Here is an 18,436-nt window from a genome sequence, read left to right on the forward strand (position 1 = left end):
GCATGCCGATTCACTACGAGGACAGCGGCGGCAACGGTACGCCGGTACTCGCGCTGCACGGGACGTTCGGGCGCGGGCTGACCTTCGCGGCCGTGGCCGAGCGATTGGCTCCGGAGTTCCGGGTGATCGCGCCGGATCTGCCAGGGCACGGGCTCACCGCCCAGCACCGCGAAGCGCAGGGCCACCAAGACTTCGGGCGGGATGAGTTCGTGGCTGCGGTGGCCGAACTGGTGGAGCAACTGGAGCTCCCGCCGGTCGTCGTGATCGGGCATTCGCTCGGCGGAGTGACCGCGTTCCAGCTGGCGGCCAGGCGGCCTGAGTTGGTGGCGGCGGTTGTGGTCGAGGACGTCGGGGCGGTGACGGATGCCTCCGTGCTGCCGCAGCCGGTGCTGGACGTGACGGGCTGGCCTACCCGGTTCGCCAGCCGGCAGGCGGCCGAGCAGTTCTTCGCGGCGACACCGGAGCCGGCGTACTTCCTGGAGAGCGTGGTGGAGCGGGACGGCGGCTGGGAGCTGCTGTTCGACCTCGACGACATGATGGCGGTGCAGCACGGCAACGCCGGCGTCTGGTGGGACGACTGGACCGCCGTACGCCGGCCCATGTTGTTGCTGCGAGCAACGGACAGCTTCCTGCTCAGCGCTGCGCTGGCCGACGAGATGATCCGGCGGCGGCCGGCCACCGAGCTGGTCGTGTTCGACCGGACCGGGCACTGGATTCATCGAGAAGACCCGGACCGCTACACCGCAGCGGTCCGGGCCTTCGTCGAGCGCGTGATTACTTCGCGACCACCCGCAGGGTGAAGTCGGCCTGCCCACCCTCGGTGTGGCGGACCGTCACCCCGGCCGAACGCAGTGCAGCGGCGTCCTTGTTGGACTTCAGCTCCTCGCTCAGCGAAGCCATCGCCTCGAAGTCCACGAAGCCGGCCAGTACGGCGCCCTTCGAGTCCGGAATCGCCTGCTTGAAGCTCTCCGACTGTCCGAGGTTGCCGCCCTCGAGCACCTGATCGGCGTAGCTCTGGTCGGTCGCGACCACCAGCGTGTCGTCGTCCTGGGCCCTCTGGACCGGGATGTTCGCGCCGGTGCGGGTGCGCAGCACCTTCATCGCCTTGTCGACCACCACGCCGGCCTTCGCCGGGTCGGTCTCGGTCCGCACAGCGATCTTCGGGCCGTCGTCGCGGTCGCGGTCGACCGCGACCGCGAAGTTCTTGCCGAGCAGCGTCTTCAGGTCGTCCGGCAGCGTCAGCCCGTACTCGGCGGTGAAGTCCCTGGTCAGGTCGTCCAGGTTCAGGCCGCTCGACTTCTTCAGCTGCGCCCACGCCGTGTCGACCACATCCGACCCGCCCGACAGCGCCAGCCCACCGGCCGAGCTCTCCGGCAGCTGCGCCAGCAGGTCACCGGCGTCCGCCGCGCCGACCTTCACGGCGTCGTCACTGCGCACGACCCCCTTCAGCTCGACGAAGTTCGCGTCGAACCGCAGCGCCGCGGCCATCGAACCGGCCGGCACCGCCTTGCGCTGGTCCTCGGTCATTCTCTGGTCGGCCAGCAGCGCCAGCCCGGCGGTGTCGGCCCAGAACGACGCGAAGCCCTGCTCGCCGAGCGCGGACATGTCGCCGTCGAACTTGGCGTTCTTGCTCAGCGGGCTGTCCTTGGCGGTCGAGGCGGCCGCGTCCACGATGCGCTGGTTGTCGCCGAGCAGCACGTAGCCGTCGGTGAAGACCCGGCCCGGCTTCTCGTCCTCCTTCGCGAACAGCTTGTCCAGCCCCGCGTTGGCCTTGCCCTCGTTCTTCACCTGGACGGCGACCACGACGTCCGGCGCCTTGCGGTCACCCGACGGCGGTAGCGCGGCCAGGCCGGCCCGGTCCCCCAGCCACGGCTTGACGTCCTTCTCGAAGTCGACGTCGGCCAGGTCGTCGCCGGCTTCTTTCTTGATCAGCTCGAACAGCTTCTGCCGCAGGTCGTCGTTGTCGCTGGTGAGGCCGATCCGCTCCTTCGCGGACGGGAACTTCGTCAGGTACCGCAGCGCGGCGACGCGCTGGCCGGCCGACGGGTTGAGGTCGATCCGGGCGTAGGCGACCGCCGTACCGGGCAGCACCTCGGCCGGCTGACCGCCGCCACCGTTGAGCCGCGCGTAGGCGAACAGGCCGCCGCCGCCGATCACCGCGAGCACCGCCAGCACGGCGACGAGCGGGATCAGCTTGCCGCGCTTCTTGCGCGGCTCCGGCTGCCACTGCTGCGCCGCCGGACCGAAGCCCGGCCCGTACGGCGGCTGACCGCCACCACCCTGCGGTCCCCCGTACTGCGGACCACCGCCCTGCGGCGCGCCGTCCTGCGGCTGCCCGTACTGGGGCTGTCCGTACTGCGGCTGCCCGTACTGGGGCTGCCCGTACGGCGGCTGCTGCGGCTGCCCATACGGCTGCTGCTGGCCCTGCGACTGCTGGCCGTACGGCTGCTGCTGGCCCTGCTGCGGCCACAACCCTTGGTTGCCCTGAGCCCCGAACTGGTCGCCTTGCGGGCCAGGCGCGGAGTACGGCCCGTTCGGGCCCTGTGGGCCGCCGGTTGCACCGGGGTGGTGCGGGTAGACCGGCGGATTGGTCTGGTCGGACATCGTGCCCCCTCGCGTCACCGGTGAGATGCCACCGGGCCGGAACAGGCTATTTGACCTGCGCCGAGGATTCTGACGCGGCAGATACCGATGTGGTTGCAACTGGTTCCGCGCGCCAGGTCAGCGCGGCGATGATCGCCGCCGCGAGCGCCGCGCCGACCAGCCAGGAGGCCAGCGGGGTCCAGGTGTGCAGCTCGAGCGGAGCGGCAAGCAGATCGCCCGGCTTCGCCGCCTGGAGCCGGGGCTCCAGCGGGTCGTGGCCGAGCAGCATGCCGACACCCCAGGCGACGGCCGAACCGATCACCGAGCCGACGGCCACCACGGCCACCGCCCAGGGACCGTAGTCGCGCAACCACCAGAACAAGGCGGCCCCGAGCAGCAAGGCGGTGAGGAAGCCGATCGCGACGAACGTGCCGTCCGGGCCGAAGACCCGGGTCATCTGCTCCTCGCCGAGCGACCCACCGTTGTCGTCGATCGTGTACTGGGCGAGCGGCGCGTACTGCTGCCAGGCCCACCCGGCGATCGCGCCGGCCACCAGGAACACGGCGACGGTGACCGCGATCGCCCGGCTCCACGGCAGCTTGGGCGCGGGCTCCGGCGGCGCCCCGAAGGAGGCGCCGAACGGCTGCGGCGCGTACGGCCCGCTGCCCCCGGAGTACACAGCACCGGACTGCCCCGACTGACTCGGCGCTGCGGGCGCGAACCCGGATTGGCCCGGCGCAGATCCGGGCTGCCCCGACTGCCCCGGCGTCGCGGGCGCGACGCCAGGCCGGCCCGGCGCCGACCCCGGCTGACCCGGCGCGCCGTGCGCGGTCCCCTGCTGGAACGGGCCTGCGGCCTCGGGGCCCTGGTGTGGTGGCTGACTCACGGGGCCAGTGTGACGTACCGGGTCAACGCTGTCGCTCACCGGTGCCTCAGCCGGCCAGACACGACGGTCCGAGCAATGCCTTCAGGTCGGCCATCAGCGACGACGTCGGGGTGACCCGGAACCGGTCGCCGATCCGCATCACCGTCGTCTTCTGCCGGGCCTGCAGACGCAGCTGAACCTCGGTCATGCCCGGGTGGGACTGCAGTACGTCGCGCAGCTGGTCGACCACCGGCGGGGTGCAGCGGTTCACCGGCATCGTGATCACCACCGGCCCGCTCGGCCCCTCGGTGAGGTCCGGCACGGTCACCTCGTCACCGCTGAGCTCGAGCCGGTCCTCCCGGCGCCGGACCCGGCCCTTCATCAAGATGATCGCGTCGTTGGTCAGCAGGTGCGCGTGCAGCTGGTACGCCGAGGAGAACATCATCACCTCGATCGAACCTTCCAGGTCCTCGATCGTGACGATCGCGTAGATGTCGCCGCGCTTGTTGACCTTGCGCTGGACCGCGGTGACCAGACCGCCGATCGTCACCCGGGTGCCGTCCGGCCGGTCCTCGTCGGCGAGCAGCTGACCGATCGTGCAGTCGGTGCCGTTGGTCAGCACGTGCTCGACGCCGAACAGCGGGTGGTCCGACACGTACAGCCCGAGCATGTCGCGCTCGTGCGCCAGCTTGGTCGCCTTGTCCCACTCCTCGATCTCCGGGACGCGGACCGTGAGCCGGCTGTTGCCGTCGGCGGAGTCGGTCTCCTCGTCGCCCATCGAGAACAGGTCGAACTGGCCGTGCGCCTCGTTGCGCTTGAGGTCGATCGCCTCGTCGACGGCCTGCTCGTGCACCGCGACGACCGCGCGCCGGGCGTGTCCCATCGAGTCGAACGAACCGGCCTTGGCCAGCGACTCGATCACCCGCTTGTTGCAGACCGGCAGCGGCACCTTGTCGATGAAGTCGACGAAGTCGGTGAACCGGCCCTCGGACTCGCGGGCGGCGACGATCTCGGCCACCACGTTGACGCCGACGTTGCGGATCGCCGACAGCCCGAAGCGGATGTCGGTGCCGACCGGGGTGAAGTTGGAGTCGGACTCGTTGACGTCCGGCGGCAGCACCTTGATGCCCATCCGGCGGCACTCGTTCAGGTAGATGGCCATCTTGTCCTTGTCGTCCTTGACGGACGTCAGGACCGCGGCCATGTACTCGGCGGGGTAGTTCGCCTTCAGGTAGGCGGTCCAGTACGAGACCAGCCCGTACGCCGCCGAGTGCGCCTTGTTGAACGCGTAGTCGGAGAACGGGACCAGCACGTCCCACAGCGCCTTGATCGAGGCGTCGGAGAACCCGTTGGCCTTCATGCCCTCGGAGAAGCCGACGTACTCGGCGTCCAGCACCTCGCGCTTCTTCTTGCCCATCGCGCGGCGGAGCAGATCCGCCTTGCCGAGCGTGTAGCCCGCCAGCTGCTGCGCGATGGCCATGACCTGCTCCTGGTACACGATCAGGCCGTACGTCGTACCGAGGATCGGCTCCAGCGCGACGGCCAGCTCGTCGTGCGGGTAGCTGATCTCCTGCTGCTTGTTCTTGCGCAGGGCGTAGTTGGTGTGGCTGTTCGCGCCCATCGGTCCCGGGCGGTACAGCGCGCCGACCGCGGAGATGTCCTCGAAGTTGTCCGGCTTCATCAGCCGCAGCAGCGCCCGCATCGGGCCGCCGTCGAACTGGAAGACGCCGAGGGTGTCGCCGCGGCCGAGCAGCTCGAAGGTGGCCTTGTCGTCGAGGGTCTTGGCCAGCTCGTCCAGGTCGAGCTTGATGCCGCGGCTGGCCTCGACGTTCTTGACCGCGTCGTCCATGATCGTCAGGTTGCGCAGGCCGAGGAAGTCCATCTTGACCAGGCCGAGCGTCTCGCAGCTCGGGTAGTCGAACTGGGTGATCACCTGGCCGTCCTGCTCGCGGCGCATGATCGGGATCAGCTCGATCAGCGGCTCCGAGGACATGATCACGCCGGCCGCGTGCACACCCCACTGGCGCTTCAGGTTCTCCAGGCCGCGCGCGGTGTCGACGATCTTGCGCACGTCCTGGTCGGACTCGTAGAGCTGGCGGAACTCGCCGGCCTCGGAGTAGCGCTTGTGCTGCGGGTCGAAGATGCCCGACAGCGGCACGTCCTTGCCCATCACCGACGGCGGCATCGCCTTGGTGATCCGGTCGCCCATCGCGAACGGGTAGTCCAGCACCCGGCCGGCGTCCTTGATCGCCTGCTTGGCCTTGATCGTGCCGTAGGTGACGATCATCGCGACCCGGTCGTCGCCGTACTTCTCGGTGACGTAGCGGATCACCTCGGGGCGGCGGCGGTCGTCGAAGTCGATGTCGAAGTCGGGCATCGACATGCGCTCGGGGTTGAGGAAGCGCTCGAAGATCAGGCCGTGCTGCAGCGGGTCGAGGTCGGTGATGCGCATCGCGTACGCGCACATCGAACCGGCACCCGAACCACGGCCCGGACCGACCCGGATGCCGTGCTCCTTGGCCCAGTTGATGAAGTCGGCGACGACCAGGAAGTAGCCGGCGTAGCCCTTGGAGGTGATGACCTCGATCTCGTACTCGGCCTGCTTGCGGACGTGGTCCGGCACGCCACCGGGGTAGCGCTTGTGCAGGCCGGTCTCCACCTCGGAGACGAACCAGGACTCCTCGTTGTGACCCTCGGGGCAGGGGAAGCGCGGCATGAACCGGCCCTCGCCCTCGGTGAAGCTGACGTCGCACTGCTCGGCGATCAGCAGCGTGTTGTCACACGCCTCGGGGTAGTCCTTCCAGACCTCGCGCATCTCGGCCGCGGTCTTGACGTAGAACTCGTTCGCGTCGAACTTGAACCGGTTCGGGTCGGACAGCGTCGAGCCGGACTGCACGCACAGCAGCGCCGCGTGCGCCACCGCGTCCTCGGGCTTGGTGTAGTGCAGGTCGTTGGTGGCCACCAGCGGCAGCCCGAGCTCCTTGGCCAGCTTCAGCAGGTCGCCCTGCACGTTGCGCTCGATACCGAGGCCGTGGTCCATCAGCTCGCAGTAGTAGTTCTCGGCACCGAAGATGTCGCGGAACTCCGCGGCCGCCTCCAGCGCCTCCTTGTACTGCCCCAGCCGCAGCCGGGTCTGCACCTCGCCGGACGGGCAGCCGGTGGTCGCGATCAGGCCCTTGCCGTAGGTGTTCAGCAGCTCGCGGTCCATCCGGGGCTTGAAGTAGTAGCCCTCGAGACTGGCCAGCGAGCTCATCTTGAACAGGTTGTGCATGCCGGAGGTGTTCTTGGCCAGCAGCGTCATGTGCGTGTACGCACCGGAGCCGGACACGTCGTCGCGGCCGGAGTTCGCGTCGCCCCACTTGACCCGCTTGCGCTCGCTGCGGTGGGTGTGCGGGGTGAGGTAGGCCTCGACGCCGATGATCGGCTTGACGTCGTACTTCTTCGCGGTCTTCCAGAACTCGTAGGCCCCGAACACGTAGCCGTGGTCGGTGGTCGCGATCGCCGGCTGGCCCATCTCCTGGGCGGTTTTGAACAACTCGTCGATCCGCGCGGCGCCGTCCAGCATGGAGTACTCGGTGTGCACGTGTAGATGCACGAAACTGTCGCTGGACGCCATGTCTGCGCAGACCTCCCAGGGCGTGAGTGAGCGGGACGGGGATCAGCTTAGGCAGGTCCTGGGGACAGTTTCCGCCGACCCACCGTCCGCCGCCGGACGGACCCCTGATAACGCCCGATATCCGGGCGCCCGGCCGATCCCGCACACTGGGATCGTGGTGCGCTTCGCGGTGATCGTGGCAGCGGTGCTGATGCTGGTGCTCGCCGCGATCTGGGGATTCCAGCGGCGTCTCATCTACCTGCCCGACGCGGCCGACGCCGGGTCGGCGGCGACGGTCCTGCCCGGCGCCCGGGACATCACGCTCGAGACCGACGACGGCGTACGCCTCGGCGCCTGGCTGGTCCCGGCAACCAAGGCGGACCGGGGCGTCGCGGTCCTGGTCGCGGCGGGAAACGCCGGCAACCGCGCGACGCGAGCGCCGTTGGCCCGCGCGCTCGCGGCCGAAGGGCTGACGGTCCTCCTGTTCGACTACCGCGGCTACGGCGGCACTGAGGGCCGCCCGAGCGAGAAGGGTCTGGCCCGGGATGTCCGTGCGGCCCAGCGGCACCTCGTCCAGGAGGCCGGCGTACCGGCCGACCGCATCCTGTACGTCGGTGAGAGCCTCGGCGCGGCCGTTGTCACCGAGCTCGCCACCGAGATCGCGCCGGGCGGCCTGGTCCTGCGATCGCCGTTCGTCGATCTCGCCTCGGTCAGCCAGGTCCATTACCCGTTCCTGCCGGTCAGGCTGCTGCTTCGCGACGAGTACCCGCTGGCCGAGCAACTGGCGACGGTGAAGGTCCCGGTCACCGTGGTGCTCGGCGCCGAGGACTCGATCGTTCCGCCGGATCAGAGCCGGGCCGTCGCCGCGGCTGCGCCGACGCTGCGGGACCTGGTCGAGGTCGCCGGTGCGGATCACAACGACCCGGCCCTCGTGCACGGCAAGGCGCTGACCGCGGCCGTCGTCGATCTCGCCGAGGCGGTGACCGCTGGATCGTAGGCGCGCCGATCTATTGACAACATGTTGTCATCATGACAAGCTCTTGTCATGACCGAGAACAGCAAGCGCACCGTCCACCTCGCCGTCTACGACACGCTGGCCGACTGGGAGATCGGGTTCGTCACCGCCCACGTCAACAGCCCGGCCTGGCACCGGAACCCCGGCAGTTTCCAGATCCACACCGTCAGCGCCGGCACCGACCCGGTCACCACGATGGGCGGCCTGCGGGTGCTGCCCGACCTGACGCTCGACGAGCTGACCCCCGACGACAGCGCGATGCTGGTGCTGCCCGGCAACGACCTGTGGCCGACCGAGGCGTACCAGCCGTACATCGCCAAGGCGCGCGAGTTCCGCGCGGCCGGCGTACCGGTCGCTGCGATCTGCGGAGCCACCGGCGGTCTGGCACTGGCGGGCATGCTCGACGACCACGCGCACACCAGCAACGCCAAGGAGTTCCTGGCCGGGCTCGGCTACGGCGGGGCCGAGCTGTACCGCGACGAGCCGGCGGTGAACGACCGCGGCCTGATCACCGGCGGAGCCCAGGCGCCGGTCGAGTTCGCCCGGGCGATCTTCGCCGAACTGGGCATCTACGAGCCGGGCGTGCTCGACTCCTGGTACAAGCTGTACGGCGAGCAGAACCCGGCGGGGTTCTACGAATTGATGGGTGCGTGACCGAGTGAATCGAGACCAGGAGCTGCTCAGTGCGGCGGCGTTGACGGCCTTCAAGCTGAACGGGCAGTTCCTGGAGCTGGCCGAGAGCCTGGCGAAGCCGGTCGGGCTGACGGCGGCCTGGTGGCAGGTGCTCGGCGCCGTGCTCCAGACGCCACTGCCGGTCGCGTCGATCGCCCGCGAGATGGGGATCACCCGGCAGGCCGTCCAGCGCACAGCCGACGTACTGGTGGAGCGGGGACTGGCGGAGTACCGGGACAATCCGGCGCATCGGCGAGCGAAGCTGGTCGCGATCACCACCGAGGGCCTGGACGCCGTACGGGCGATCAATCCCGAGCACGCCAAGCAGGCGAAGCGGCTGAGTGAGGTGCTCGGGCAGGAGGAGTTCGCGCGCGCTGTCGAGGCGCTGACGACACTGTCGAAGGCGCTGGACCAGCTGAACTAGTTGTACTGATCAGGCACGTTGGTTGAGAAAGTGTGACGACACGCGGTGAGTGTGGTTGATGGGTGAAGACCTCCCGGCGTGGAGTGGAGCTGTCTAGGAACCAGCTCTACGCACAGGAGGTCTTCGTGTCCCACGCTAACGCTGCTTTGACGCCTCGTGCCCGTTTGCGGCTGGCGCGTCTGGTGGTGGATGACGGTTGGCCGGTGGCTCGGGCAGCTGAGTTGTTCCAGGTGTCGTGGCCGACCGCGAACCGCTGGGCCGGGCGGTACCGCGAGCTCGGACCGGCCGCGATGACCGACCGGTCGTCTCGCCCGCAGCATCAGCCGAACCGCACACCGGTACGCATCGTGCGCAGAATTGTGAGCCTGCGGCGACGTCACCGTCTCGGCCCGGTCCAACTCGCCGACCGAACCGGCGTACCTGCCTCGACCGTGCACGCCGTACTGACCCGGTGCCGGCTGAACCGGCTGTCCCACCTCGACCGCCACACCGGCGAGCCGATCCGCCGCTACGAACACCCATACCCCGGCGCCATGCTGCACGTCGACGTCAAGAAACTCGGCAACATCCCCGACGGCGGCGGCTGGCGCTACCTCGGCCGGGCCCAGGGCAAGAAGAACCGTGCCGCCACCGCCGGCAAACCCCGCAACAACCACCGCAACCCCAGAATCGGCACCGCGTTCATCCACACCGTCCTCGACGACCACTCCCGCGTGGCCTACGCCGAAATCCACGACGACGAAACCGCCGCCACCGCCACAGCAGTACTGCGCAACGCCGTGACCTGGTTCACCGACCGCGGCATCACCAGCATCGAACGCGTCTTGTCCGACAACGGATCGGCCTACCGCTCCCACCTATGGCGCGACACCTGTCACGACCTCGGCATCACACCCAAGAAAACCCGCCCCTACCGGCCCCAAACCAACGGCAAGATCGAGAGATTCCACCGCACCCTCGCGGACGGCTGGGCCTTCAAACAGCTCTACCCCACAGAACAAGCCCGCCGCGACGCCCTCCCCGCCTGGCTCCACCACTACAACCACCACCGACCCCACACCGCCATCGGCCAACTCCCACCCATCACCCGCCTAACCAACCTTCCTGGGCAGTACAACTAGTCGAGCACGGCGGTGGCTTCGACCTCAACGAGCAGGTCGGGTTCACCCAGCGCCGCGACGCCGAGGAGGGTGATCGGCTTGACCGGGTCGACGCCCAACGTGGCCGCGGCCCGGGCGACCCCCTCCCCCAGCTGCGGTAGCTTGTCCGCGCTCCAGTCGACGACGTAGATCGTCAGCTTCGCCACGTCGTCGAACGAGCCGCCGATCTCGGTCAGCGCGTTGCCGATGTTGAGGTACGCCTGCTCGACCTGGGCCGCGAAATCGCCCGCGCCGACCGGGCGCCCCGCACTGTCGCGGGCGACCGGGCCGGCCAGGAACACCAGTCGCGAACCGGTGGCGACGGACAGCTGCCGGTAGACGTCCGGCTTCGGCAGGCACTCGGGGTTGATCAGTGTGACGCTCATGACGCGCTCCTGTTCGATGGGATGCTCAAACCATAACAGCGTTATGTATAGTTGCGCCATGGCGAGGACGAAGGATCCGGGCGTCCGGGCGTTGCTGATCGAACGGGCCGCGCAGATGCTCCGCAAGCGCGAGCCGATCACGCTGCGGTCGCTGGTGGCCGGCACCGGGGTGTCGACGATGGCGGTCTACACGTACTTCGATGGGATCGACGGGCTCTGGAAGGCGGTGCGGCAGGAAGGGTTCACCCGGCTCACGGGCGTCCTGGCGGGCCTCGCCCCCACGGACGACGCGGTACGGGACCTGGCTGCCCTAGGGTCGGCGTACGTCGCGAACGCGGCGGCCAACCCTGACCTCTACCGGGTGATGTTCGACGCCTCGGTCGAGCTGGAGGACCCCGCCGGAGCGGACGCCGGGCTGCGGCCGCTCGTCGAGACGGTCGCCCGCGCGACGGCCGACGGGCGCTTCTTCGCCGGGACCGATCCTCTCGCGCTCGCCACCCAGAGCTGGGCGATCGGCCACGGCCTGGCGTCGCTGACCATCAACGGTCCGCTGCCGCGCGAGGCGCTCGGTTACGCGGTGCCGATGCTGACAGCTCTGTTCGTCCAGGCCGGCGACGAACCCGATCGTTGTCGGGCATCGGTCAGCCAGGGCTGGGGTTAGACGAGCGTCCGGGTTTCGCCGTTGATGACCAGGGCCTGGCCGTCGCTCAGCGGCACGTACGGTACGGCGGTGCGCTCGTACAGCTCCCGGACCTTCTCGATCAGTTCGGTCTCGGGGTGACCGGGTGAGTTGAGGTGCGGGACGAAGGCTTCGTCGAGTACGCCGAGGCCGTCCCAGACGACGTCCTCGACCTCCGACACGTCGTCGCACAGTTCGAGGCCGCGCAGGCTCGGGGCCAGGACGCAGCCGCCGGCGCTGTAGCCGGCGTAGACGAGCCGCTCGGAGCGGATGAGCTCGGGCAGGATCGCATCCGCGCCGCTGCGGGCCATCGCGGCGCGCAGGACGAAGACGTTGCCGCCGCGCACCCACATCCCGTCGAACCCGGCCAAACGGGCGCGAAGGCCTTCAGCTCCCGGCTCCCCCGGCACGAAGTCCCGCAGGTCGACTTCCTCCGGGCGCAGGCCGAGCTCAACCAGCCAGCGGTGCTCGGCGGCGACCTTCTCCTCGCGCAGCACCGGCTCCTCGCTGTCGATGGCGTTGCAGATCACCGCGATCCGAGCCTTCGGCGGCAGCATCGCGACGAGGTGCTCGGGATGGTCGCCGAGGCGGAACGAGGACAGATAGAGCTTCACTGGGTGTCGACGAGGCGGTCGAGCGCCTGGTCGAGGTCGTCCGGGTACTTGGAGGTGAACTCGACGTACTCGCCGGAGCCGGGGTGGGCGAAGCCGAGGCGCATGGCGTGCAGCCACTGGCGGGACAGCTGAAGGCGCTCGGCGAGGACCGGGTCCGCGCCGTACGTGAGATCGCCGCAGCACGGGTGGCCGATCGCGGCCATGTGGACGCGGATCTGGTGCGTCCGGCCGGTCTCCAGCGTGATCTCCAGCAGTGTCGCGTAGCGGAACGCCTCGAGCGTCTCGTAGTGCGTGACACTTGGCTTGCCGCCGGCCACCACGCCGAACTTGTAGTCGTGGTGCGGGTGCCGGTCGATCGGCGCGTCGACCGTGCCGGTGAACGGGTCCGGGTGGCCCTGCACCAGCGCGTGGTAGATCTTCTTGACCGTGCGCTCCTTGAAGGCGCGCTTGAGCACGGTGTAGCTGTACTCGGTCTTGGCCACCACCATCAGGCCGGACGTGCCGACGTCGAGGCGGTGCACGATGCCCTTGCGCTCGGCGGCGCCGCTGGTGGAGATGCTGAAGCCCGCGCCGGCCAGGTGCCCGATCACGGTCGGGCCGGTCCAGCCCGGTGACGGATGCGCCGCGACGCCGACCGGCTTGTCGACGACGATGATCTCGTCGTCGTCGTGCACGATCCGCAGGTTCTCCACGGTCTCCGGTACGACGGTGACCTCGCCCGGTGGCGGGGGCAGCTCGACGTCCAGCATCACGCCGGCCGAAACGCGGGCCGACTTGGCCGCCGTCGCGCCGTCGACCTGGACCAGGCCGGACTCGATCAGCTCGGCGGCCTTCGTCCGGGACACCCCGAACAGCCGCGACAGCGCCGCGTCGAGGCGCTCGCCGGCCAGTCCGTCCGGCACCATCACGGTCCTGGAGTCGCTCACTTCGCGCTCACGTCCTTGGTGCCGTCGAGCTTGATGCCGCGCAGGGTCTGGATCACCAGCAGGATCGCGGCCGAGGTGACGGCCATGTCGGCGACGTTGAAGATCGCCCAGTGCGGGGTCTGCAGGAAGTCGACCACGTGGCCGTGGAACGGCGACGGCTCGCGGAAGATCCGGTCGGTGATGTTGCCGACCGCGCCGCCGAACAGCAGCCCGAAGGCGACCGCCCAGCCGACCGAGCCGAGCCGGCGCGACAGCCAGATCACGCCGAGCGCGACGACGATCTGGATCGTGCTGATCACCGGCGTGAAGTCGGAGCCGAGGCTGAACGCGGCGCCGGGGTTGCGGATCAGGTTGAACTTGAGCAGCTCACCGATCACGTTCACCGGGTCGCCCGGTGTCAGGTGCTGCAGGGCGAGCGCCTTGGTCAGCTGGTCCAGGCCGAGCACGAGCACCCCGACCACGGCGAACAGACCGACCAGCCGAGGACGGGACCTGGGCTTGACCGGCCCGGCGGCCGCCTCGGCGGCGTCCACGTCCTCAGGCGTCGCCGGCGTACCGGTGGCGCCGTCGGGGGACGACGCCGAACCGGCCGGCTCGAGGCCGGCCGGTTCGGAATGCTCCTGGGCGTCCCCTGAGGAGTGGGACGACTCGGATGGGTTCAGCGGCGTTCTTCGCGTTCTTTGCATGACACGCACAGTGTCGCACGCGGGAACGCCTGCAGCCGTCCCTTGCCGATCGCCTTGCCGCAGCTCTCGCAGACGCCGTAGGTGCCGTCGTCGATCTTGGCCAGCGCCCGCTCGATCTGGTCGAGCATGTCGCGCGCGTTGTTGGCCAGCGACATCTCGTGGTCCCGCTCGAGCGTGGTCGAGCCGACGTCGGCCTGGTCGTTGCCGGCCCCGTCACCACCGTCGCGGAGCAGGCCGACGATCTCCTGCTCGGCGTCGCGGATCTCCTGCTTGAGGTGCACCACGTCCGCTTCGAGCTCGCTGCGCAGCTCGGTCAGTTCGGCCGCCGTCCACGGGGTCTCCCCCTCGCGAACGGTCAGGTTCTCGGCCTTCTTGGGCGTCTTGGCCGGCGCCGTTGCCGGGGTCCTGTTCTCGTTGGTCTTCATGGCCACCCTCTTCGTCGGGGCTTTCCTGGCAGGGGACTTCGGGGCCGCCTTCGTGGCCGGCTCGGTGGATGCCGCGGCGCTCTTCTCGGCCGCGGCGGTGCGCTTTCCGGGGGCGGACTTCTTTGCCGATGTAGCCATGGTCGACTACCCCCTGCCTTCGTCGGAGACTGAAGCGGACTGGTCGCAAGACAGTAGGACACGCAACCCTCACGTGCCAGCCCGACGCGCAGACCGTGGACATACGGTAGTCGCTTCTTCAAGCCCGCTCGACGTCACGCGCGTCCCGAGATGCCCGAAAGTGTCACAGCATTGTCACCGCCGCGCCTCGACCTGGCCAGTGATTAACGATTCGTGGTGGACCGGTGCGGAGTCGTACACTTTTTCCGCCACCGCAAGGCAGCGATGAGGCCATCACCTCGGAGCCGCCGGAAGAACGGTCCTGACGGACTCACTAGACCCGGCAGCGGAGCGTAACGAAGTGGGTGACCCCGGCCGGAGCAGGACACCGGTCAGGTCTCCAAGGAGGGTGGTACCGCGGAGCCCGGCGACGTCGCCGAGCCTCGTCCCTTCGTCCGGCAAGCAGCGCGACGAAGGACGGCCAGTGATGGCGCAGAACACCGGGGACACCCCGACCACTCCGTGGCAGCAGGTTCCGGCACAGGTGGACCTGACGGCGATCGAGCACGACGTGCTCAAGACCTGGGACGACCAGGACACCTTCGCCAAGAGCCTCGCGCAGACCGCGGGCGGTCCGTCGTGGACCTTCTTCGAGGGCCCGCCGACGGCCAACGGCATGCCCGGCACCCACCACATCGAGGCCCGGGTCTTCAAGGACGTCTTCCCCCGCTACCGGACCATGAAGGGCTTCTCGGTCGAGCGCAAGGCCGGCTGGGACTGCCACGGCCTGCCGGTCGAGGTCGCGGTGGAGAAGGAGCTCGGCTTCAGCGGCAAGAACGACATCGAGGCCTACGGCATCGCCGAGTTCAACGCCAAGTGCCGCGAGTCCGTGCAGCGGCACGTCGACGCCTTCGCCACGCTGACCACCCGGATGGGCTACTGGGTCGACATGGACCACCCCTACCGGACGATGGACCCGCAGTACGTCGAGTCCGTCTGGTGGTCGCTCAAGCAGATCTTCGACAAGGGCCTGCTGGTCGAGGACTACCGGATCACGCCGTACTGCCCGCGCTGTGGCACCGGTCTGTCGGACCACGAGCTGGCCCAGGGCTACGAGACGGTCGTCGACCCGTCGGTCTACGTGCGCTTCCCGCTGACCTCGGGCCCGCTGGCCGGCCAGGCGTCGCTGCTGGTCTGGACCACGACGCCCTGGACGCTGGTCTCCAACACCGCGGTCGCCGTGCACCCTGACGTCGACTACGTCGTCGCCACCGATGGCAACGAGTCGCTGGTCGTCGCGGAGCCGCTGCTCGGCACGCTCGGCGAGGGCTGGACGGTCACCAACACCTTCGCCGGCCGCGAGCTGGAGCACTGGACCTACCAGCGGCCGTTCGAGCTGGTCGCGTTCGACGAGCCGGCGCACTTCGTCGTGCTGGCCGAGTACGTCACCACCGAGGACGGCACCGGCCTGGTGCACCAGTCCCCCGCGTTCGGCGCCGACGACCTCCAGGTCGCCCGGGCCTACAACCTGCCGGTGGTCAAGCCGGTCGGTCCGGACGGGCGGTTCGACGCGGACCTGCCGCTGGTCGGCGGGCAGTTCTTCAAGAAGGCCGACGAGGACCTGGTCAACGACCTCGAGAGCCGGGGCGTGCTGTTCCGCCACGTGCCCTACGAGCACCCGTACCCGCACTGCTGGCGCTGCCACACGCCGGTCATGTACTACGCGCTGCCGTCCTGGTACATCCGCACCACCCAGGTCAAGGACGCGCTGCTGCGCGAGAACGAGCAGACCAACTGGTTCCCCGACTCGGTCAAATGGGGCCGGTACGGCGACTGGTTGCGCAACAACATCGACTGGGCGGTCTCCCGGTCCCGCTACTGGGGTACGCCGCTGCCGATCTGGCGCTGCGCCGAGGAGCACCTGGTCTGCGTCGGTTCGCTGGCGGAGCTCGGTGAGCTGGCCGGCCGCGACCTGAGCGGCACCGACCCGCACCGCCCGTACGTCGACGACATCACCTTCGACTGCCCGACCTGCGGGACCGAGGCCCGCCGGGTCGCCGAGGTGATCGACGCCTGGTACGACTCGGGCTCGATGCCGTTCGCGCAGTGGGGTTACCCGTGGGTGGAGGGCTCGAAGGAGAAGTTCGAGCGGTCCTACCCGGCCGACTTCATCTCCGAGGCGATCGACCAGACCCGCGGCTGGTTCTACACGCTGATGGCGATCGGCACGCTGGTCTTCGACGAGTCGTCGTACCGCAACGTGGTCTGCCTGGGGCACATCCTGGCCGAGGACGGCCGCAAGATGTCCAAGCACCTGGGCAACATCCTCGAGCCGATCTCGCTGATGGACAACCACAGCGCGGACGCGGTGCGCTGGTTCATGGCCTGTTCGGGTTCGCCGTGGAAGGCGCGCGGCATCGGCCCGAACGTGCTGAACGAGGTCGTCCGCAAGGTCCTGCTGACGTACTGGAACACGGTCGCCTTCCACGCCCTGTACGCGCGGCTGGCCGACTGGTCGCCGACGGCCGACGCGCCGCCGGTGGCCGAGCGCTCGGTGCTGGACCGCTGGCTGGTCAGCGAGACGCACCGGCTGGTCCGCGACGCCGACGAGGCCTACGCCGGCTACGACACCCAGAAGCTGGGCCTGCTGATCAGCTCGTTCGTCGACACGCTGTCGAACTGGTACGTCCGGCGCTCGCGCCGGCGGTTCTGGTCCGGTGACGCCGGCGCGCTGGCGACGCTGCACGAGACGCTCGACGTACTGACCCGGCTGATGGCGCCGCTGACGCCGTTCCTGACCGAGCGGGTCTGGCAGGACGTGTTCCGGCCGGTCACGCCGGGGCTGCCGGAGTCGGTGCACCTGGCGACGTTCCCGGCGTACGACGAGACGCTGATCGACGACACCCTGGCCACGCACGTGTCGATGGCCAAGCGGGTCGTCGAGCTGGGCCGGTCGGCCCGGGCCGAGGCGAAGGTCCGGACCCGGCAGCCGCTCAGCCGCGCGCTGGTCGGGTCGGCGGCGATCGCGGACCTGTCCGACGAGCTGCTGCGCGAGATCGCCGACGAGCTGAACGTCGGCTCGGTCGAGCCGCTGTCGTCGGCCGGTGCGGACCTGGTCGAGCACTCGGCCAAGGGCAACTTCCGCGAGCTGGGCAAGCGGTTCGCCAAGCAGACGCCGGTGGTGGCCAAGGCGATCGCCTCGGCGGACGCGGCCGAGCTGGCCGCCGCGCTGAAGGCGTCCGGTACGGCGACCGTGCTGGTCGAGGGCGAGCCGGTCGAGGTGAGTGCCGACGAGGTGCTGATCTCGGAGCGGCCGCGCGAGGGCTGGTCGGTGGTCAACGAGCAGGGCGAGACGGTCGCGCTCGACCTGGAGGTCACACCGGAGCTGAAGCAGGCCGGTCTGGCCCGCGAGGTCGTCCGCACCCTGCAGGAGGCCCGCAAGAACGCCGGCCTGGAGGTCTCGGACCGGATCACCGTCTGGCTGAGCGCCACCGACGCCGAACTGGCCGATGCCCTCGGCAAGCACGCGGACGACGTCGCCCGCGAGGTGCTGGCCACGTCAGTCGTGCAGTCGGCGCCGGAAGCCGCTGACGGCCTGGCCACTGGTTCGGACGAGGAGCTCGGGCTGACCTACTGGCTGCAGAAAGCCTGACTTCTTGACACCGTCCGTCGACCCGGCTGCGCCGGGTCGACGGACGGAAAGAGAAAAAGGCGGGACATGGAGGGACCGTCCGGGAGGGCGGCGAATGCGGGCCGGACCGAAGGGCGCGGCGGGGCATGCAGGTGCGGGCCGGGACCTTGGGCGCGGGCTGGCTCAGCGAGGTGGGCGAACCGTGCGGGTTCGTAGTGACGGGCTCGCGCCGAGTTGGTCGATGACCTCGACCAGCAGCATCCGGGCGGCCTCGACGCGGTCGGCACCCAGTGCCTTGCGCAGTTGCCGTTCCACCGCGGCGCGGTGCTCGCGCGCCGCTGCGATCACCGCTTGACCGCGCTCAGTCAGTACGACGTTGCGCGCTCTGGCATCGGCCGGATCGGCCTCCCGTGCCAGGTAGCCGCGCTTCTCCAGGTCCGCGACCGACTTGGAAGCGGCCTGCTGCGTGACCCCGAGTCGCTCGGCGAGCACGCTGATCGTCACCGGGCCGCCCACCAGGTGCTGGAACACCACCCCGTCGGCAAACCGCGCGTCACCGAACCCGTCCGCCGCGAGCCTGGCCTGCAACTCGTCGGCCAGCGCCCAGCCGGCCAGCAGCGACGCGATCGAGAGGTCGGCGGCGGCCGGATCGAACTCCATGCCGACACTGTACAACCCG

At 69.5% G+C, this 18,436-nt stretch carries 16 protein-coding genes; 7 read left to right on the forward strand and 9 right to left on the reverse strand.

Translation table 11 applies throughout. The features are described from left to right. Positions 1-2: 2 nt before the first annotated feature. Positions 3-800, forward strand: a complete 798-nt coding sequence (locus BWI15_RS24485; protein ID WP_077016788.1) for an alpha/beta fold hydrolase — start codon at positions 3-5, stop codon at positions 798-800. Here the strand turns inward: BWI15_RS24485 and BWI15_RS24490 are convergent. Genes BWI15_RS24490 through dnaE form a run of 3 tightly spaced genes read right to left on the reverse strand, consistent with a single transcriptional unit; the run spans position 775 to position 7,064 of the window. Continuing rightward, positions 775-2,604, reverse strand: a complete 1,830-nt coding sequence (locus BWI15_RS24490) for a DUF3352 domain-containing protein (protein ID WP_077016789.1) — start codon at positions 2,602-2,604, stop codon at positions 775-777. The genes BWI15_RS24485 and BWI15_RS24490 overlap by 26 nt on opposite strands. Positions 2,605-2,650: 46 nt before the next feature. After that, positions 2,651-3,469, reverse strand: a complete 819-nt coding sequence (locus BWI15_RS24495) for a hypothetical protein (protein WP_237771439.1) — start codon at positions 3,467-3,469, stop codon at positions 2,651-2,653. Between the two features lie 46 nt (positions 3,470-3,515). Continuing rightward, positions 3,516-7,064, reverse strand: coding sequence for a DNA polymerase III subunit alpha (gene dnaE, locus BWI15_RS24500; RefSeq protein ID WP_077016790.1), 3,549 nt, complete (start codon positions 7,062-7,064; stop codon positions 3,516-3,518). A gap of 154 nt (positions 7,065-7,218) precedes the next feature. Between dnaE and BWI15_RS24505 the strand changes: the two genes are divergently transcribed. From BWI15_RS24505 to BWI15_RS24520, 4 genes are all read left to right on the forward strand, one after another. Further along, positions 7,219-8,040: an alpha/beta hydrolase gene (locus tag BWI15_RS24505; protein ID WP_077016791.1), complete on the forward strand. Its 822-nt coding sequence runs from the start codon at positions 7,219-7,221 to the stop codon at positions 8,038-8,040. Between the two features lie 48 nt (positions 8,041-8,088). After that, the gene (locus tag BWI15_RS24510) at positions 8,089-8,712 is read left to right on the forward strand and encodes a DJ-1/PfpI family protein (RefSeq protein ID WP_077016792.1); all 624 of its coding nucleotides are present in this window, start codon (positions 8,089-8,091) and stop codon (positions 8,710-8,712) included. Next, complete coding sequence (locus tag BWI15_RS24515; protein WP_237771440.1) at positions 8,705-9,154, forward strand: MarR family winged helix-turn-helix transcriptional regulator; 450 nt, start codon at positions 8,705-8,707, stop codon at positions 9,152-9,154. Before BWI15_RS24510 ends, BWI15_RS24515 begins: the two co-directional genes overlap by 8 nt. A gap of 125 nt (positions 9,155-9,279) precedes the next feature. After that, on the forward strand, positions 9,280-10,275 hold the full coding sequence (locus BWI15_RS24520; RefSeq protein ID WP_077016794.1) for an IS481 family transposase: 996 nt from the start codon (positions 9,280-9,282) through the stop codon (positions 10,273-10,275). Here BWI15_RS24520 and BWI15_RS24525 read toward each other — a convergent pair. Beyond that, positions 10,272-10,679 carry a RidA family protein gene (locus tag BWI15_RS24525; protein ID WP_077016795.1) on the reverse strand — a complete coding sequence of 136 codons (408 nt, stop codon included), beginning with the start codon at positions 10,677-10,679 and terminating at the stop codon, positions 10,272-10,274. The two genes, BWI15_RS24520 and BWI15_RS24525, sit on opposite strands and share 4 nt — an antisense overlap. A 58-nt stretch (positions 10,680-10,737) precedes the next feature. Between BWI15_RS24525 and BWI15_RS24530 the strand changes: the two genes are divergently transcribed. Then, the gene (locus tag BWI15_RS24530) at positions 10,738-11,340 is read left to right on the forward strand and encodes a TetR/AcrR family transcriptional regulator (protein WP_083750979.1); all 603 of its coding nucleotides are present in this window, start codon (positions 10,738-10,740) and stop codon (positions 11,338-11,340) included. On the opposite strand, the gene BWI15_RS24535 is transcribed toward BWI15_RS24530, so the two are convergent. Genes BWI15_RS24535 through BWI15_RS24550 form a run of 4 tightly spaced genes read right to left on the reverse strand, consistent with a single transcriptional unit; the run spans position 11,337 to position 14,009 of the window. After that, entirely contained in the window at positions 11,337-11,972 is a 636-nt protein-coding gene (locus BWI15_RS24535; RefSeq protein ID WP_077016797.1) for a Type 1 glutamine amidotransferase-like domain-containing protein, read from the reverse strand. The two genes, BWI15_RS24530 and BWI15_RS24535, sit on opposite strands and share 4 nt — an antisense overlap. Next, positions 11,969-12,877 carry an RluA family pseudouridine synthase gene (locus BWI15_RS24540; protein ID WP_077017252.1) on the reverse strand — a complete coding sequence of 303 codons (909 nt, stop codon included), beginning with the start codon at positions 12,875-12,877 and terminating at the stop codon, positions 11,969-11,971. Before BWI15_RS24540 ends, BWI15_RS24535 begins: the two co-directional genes overlap by 4 nt. Positions 12,878-12,894: 17 nt before the next feature. Further along, positions 12,895-13,584, reverse strand: coding sequence for a signal peptidase II (gene lspA, locus BWI15_RS24545; RefSeq protein ID WP_077016798.1), 690 nt, complete (start codon positions 13,582-13,584; stop codon positions 12,895-12,897). Continuing rightward, positions 13,557-14,009, reverse strand: a complete 453-nt coding sequence (locus tag BWI15_RS24550) for a TraR/DksA family transcriptional regulator (protein ID WP_202817717.1) — start codon at positions 14,007-14,009, stop codon at positions 13,557-13,559. Before BWI15_RS24550 ends, lspA begins: the two co-directional genes overlap by 28 nt. Positions 14,010-14,613: 604 nt before the next feature. Here BWI15_RS24550 and ileS point away from each other — a divergent pair. After that, the gene (gene ileS, locus BWI15_RS24555) at positions 14,614-17,778 is read left to right on the forward strand and encodes an isoleucine--tRNA ligase (protein WP_077016800.1); all 3,165 of its coding nucleotides are present in this window, start codon (positions 14,614-14,616) and stop codon (positions 17,776-17,778) included. A gap of 162 nt (positions 17,779-17,940) precedes the next feature. Here the strand turns inward: ileS and BWI15_RS24560 are convergent, their stop codons facing one another. Continuing rightward, the gene (locus BWI15_RS24560; protein WP_077016801.1) at positions 17,941-18,417 is read right to left on the reverse strand and encodes a MarR family winged helix-turn-helix transcriptional regulator; all 477 of its coding nucleotides are present in this window, start codon (positions 18,415-18,417) and stop codon (positions 17,941-17,943) included. Between the last annotated feature and the right edge of the window lie 19 nt (positions 18,418-18,436).

Origin of the sequence: Kribbella sp. ALI-6-A (assembly GCF_001984195.1) — a bacterium.
GTDB lineage: Bacteria > Actinomycetota > Actinomycetes > Propionibacteriales > Kribbellaceae > Kribbella.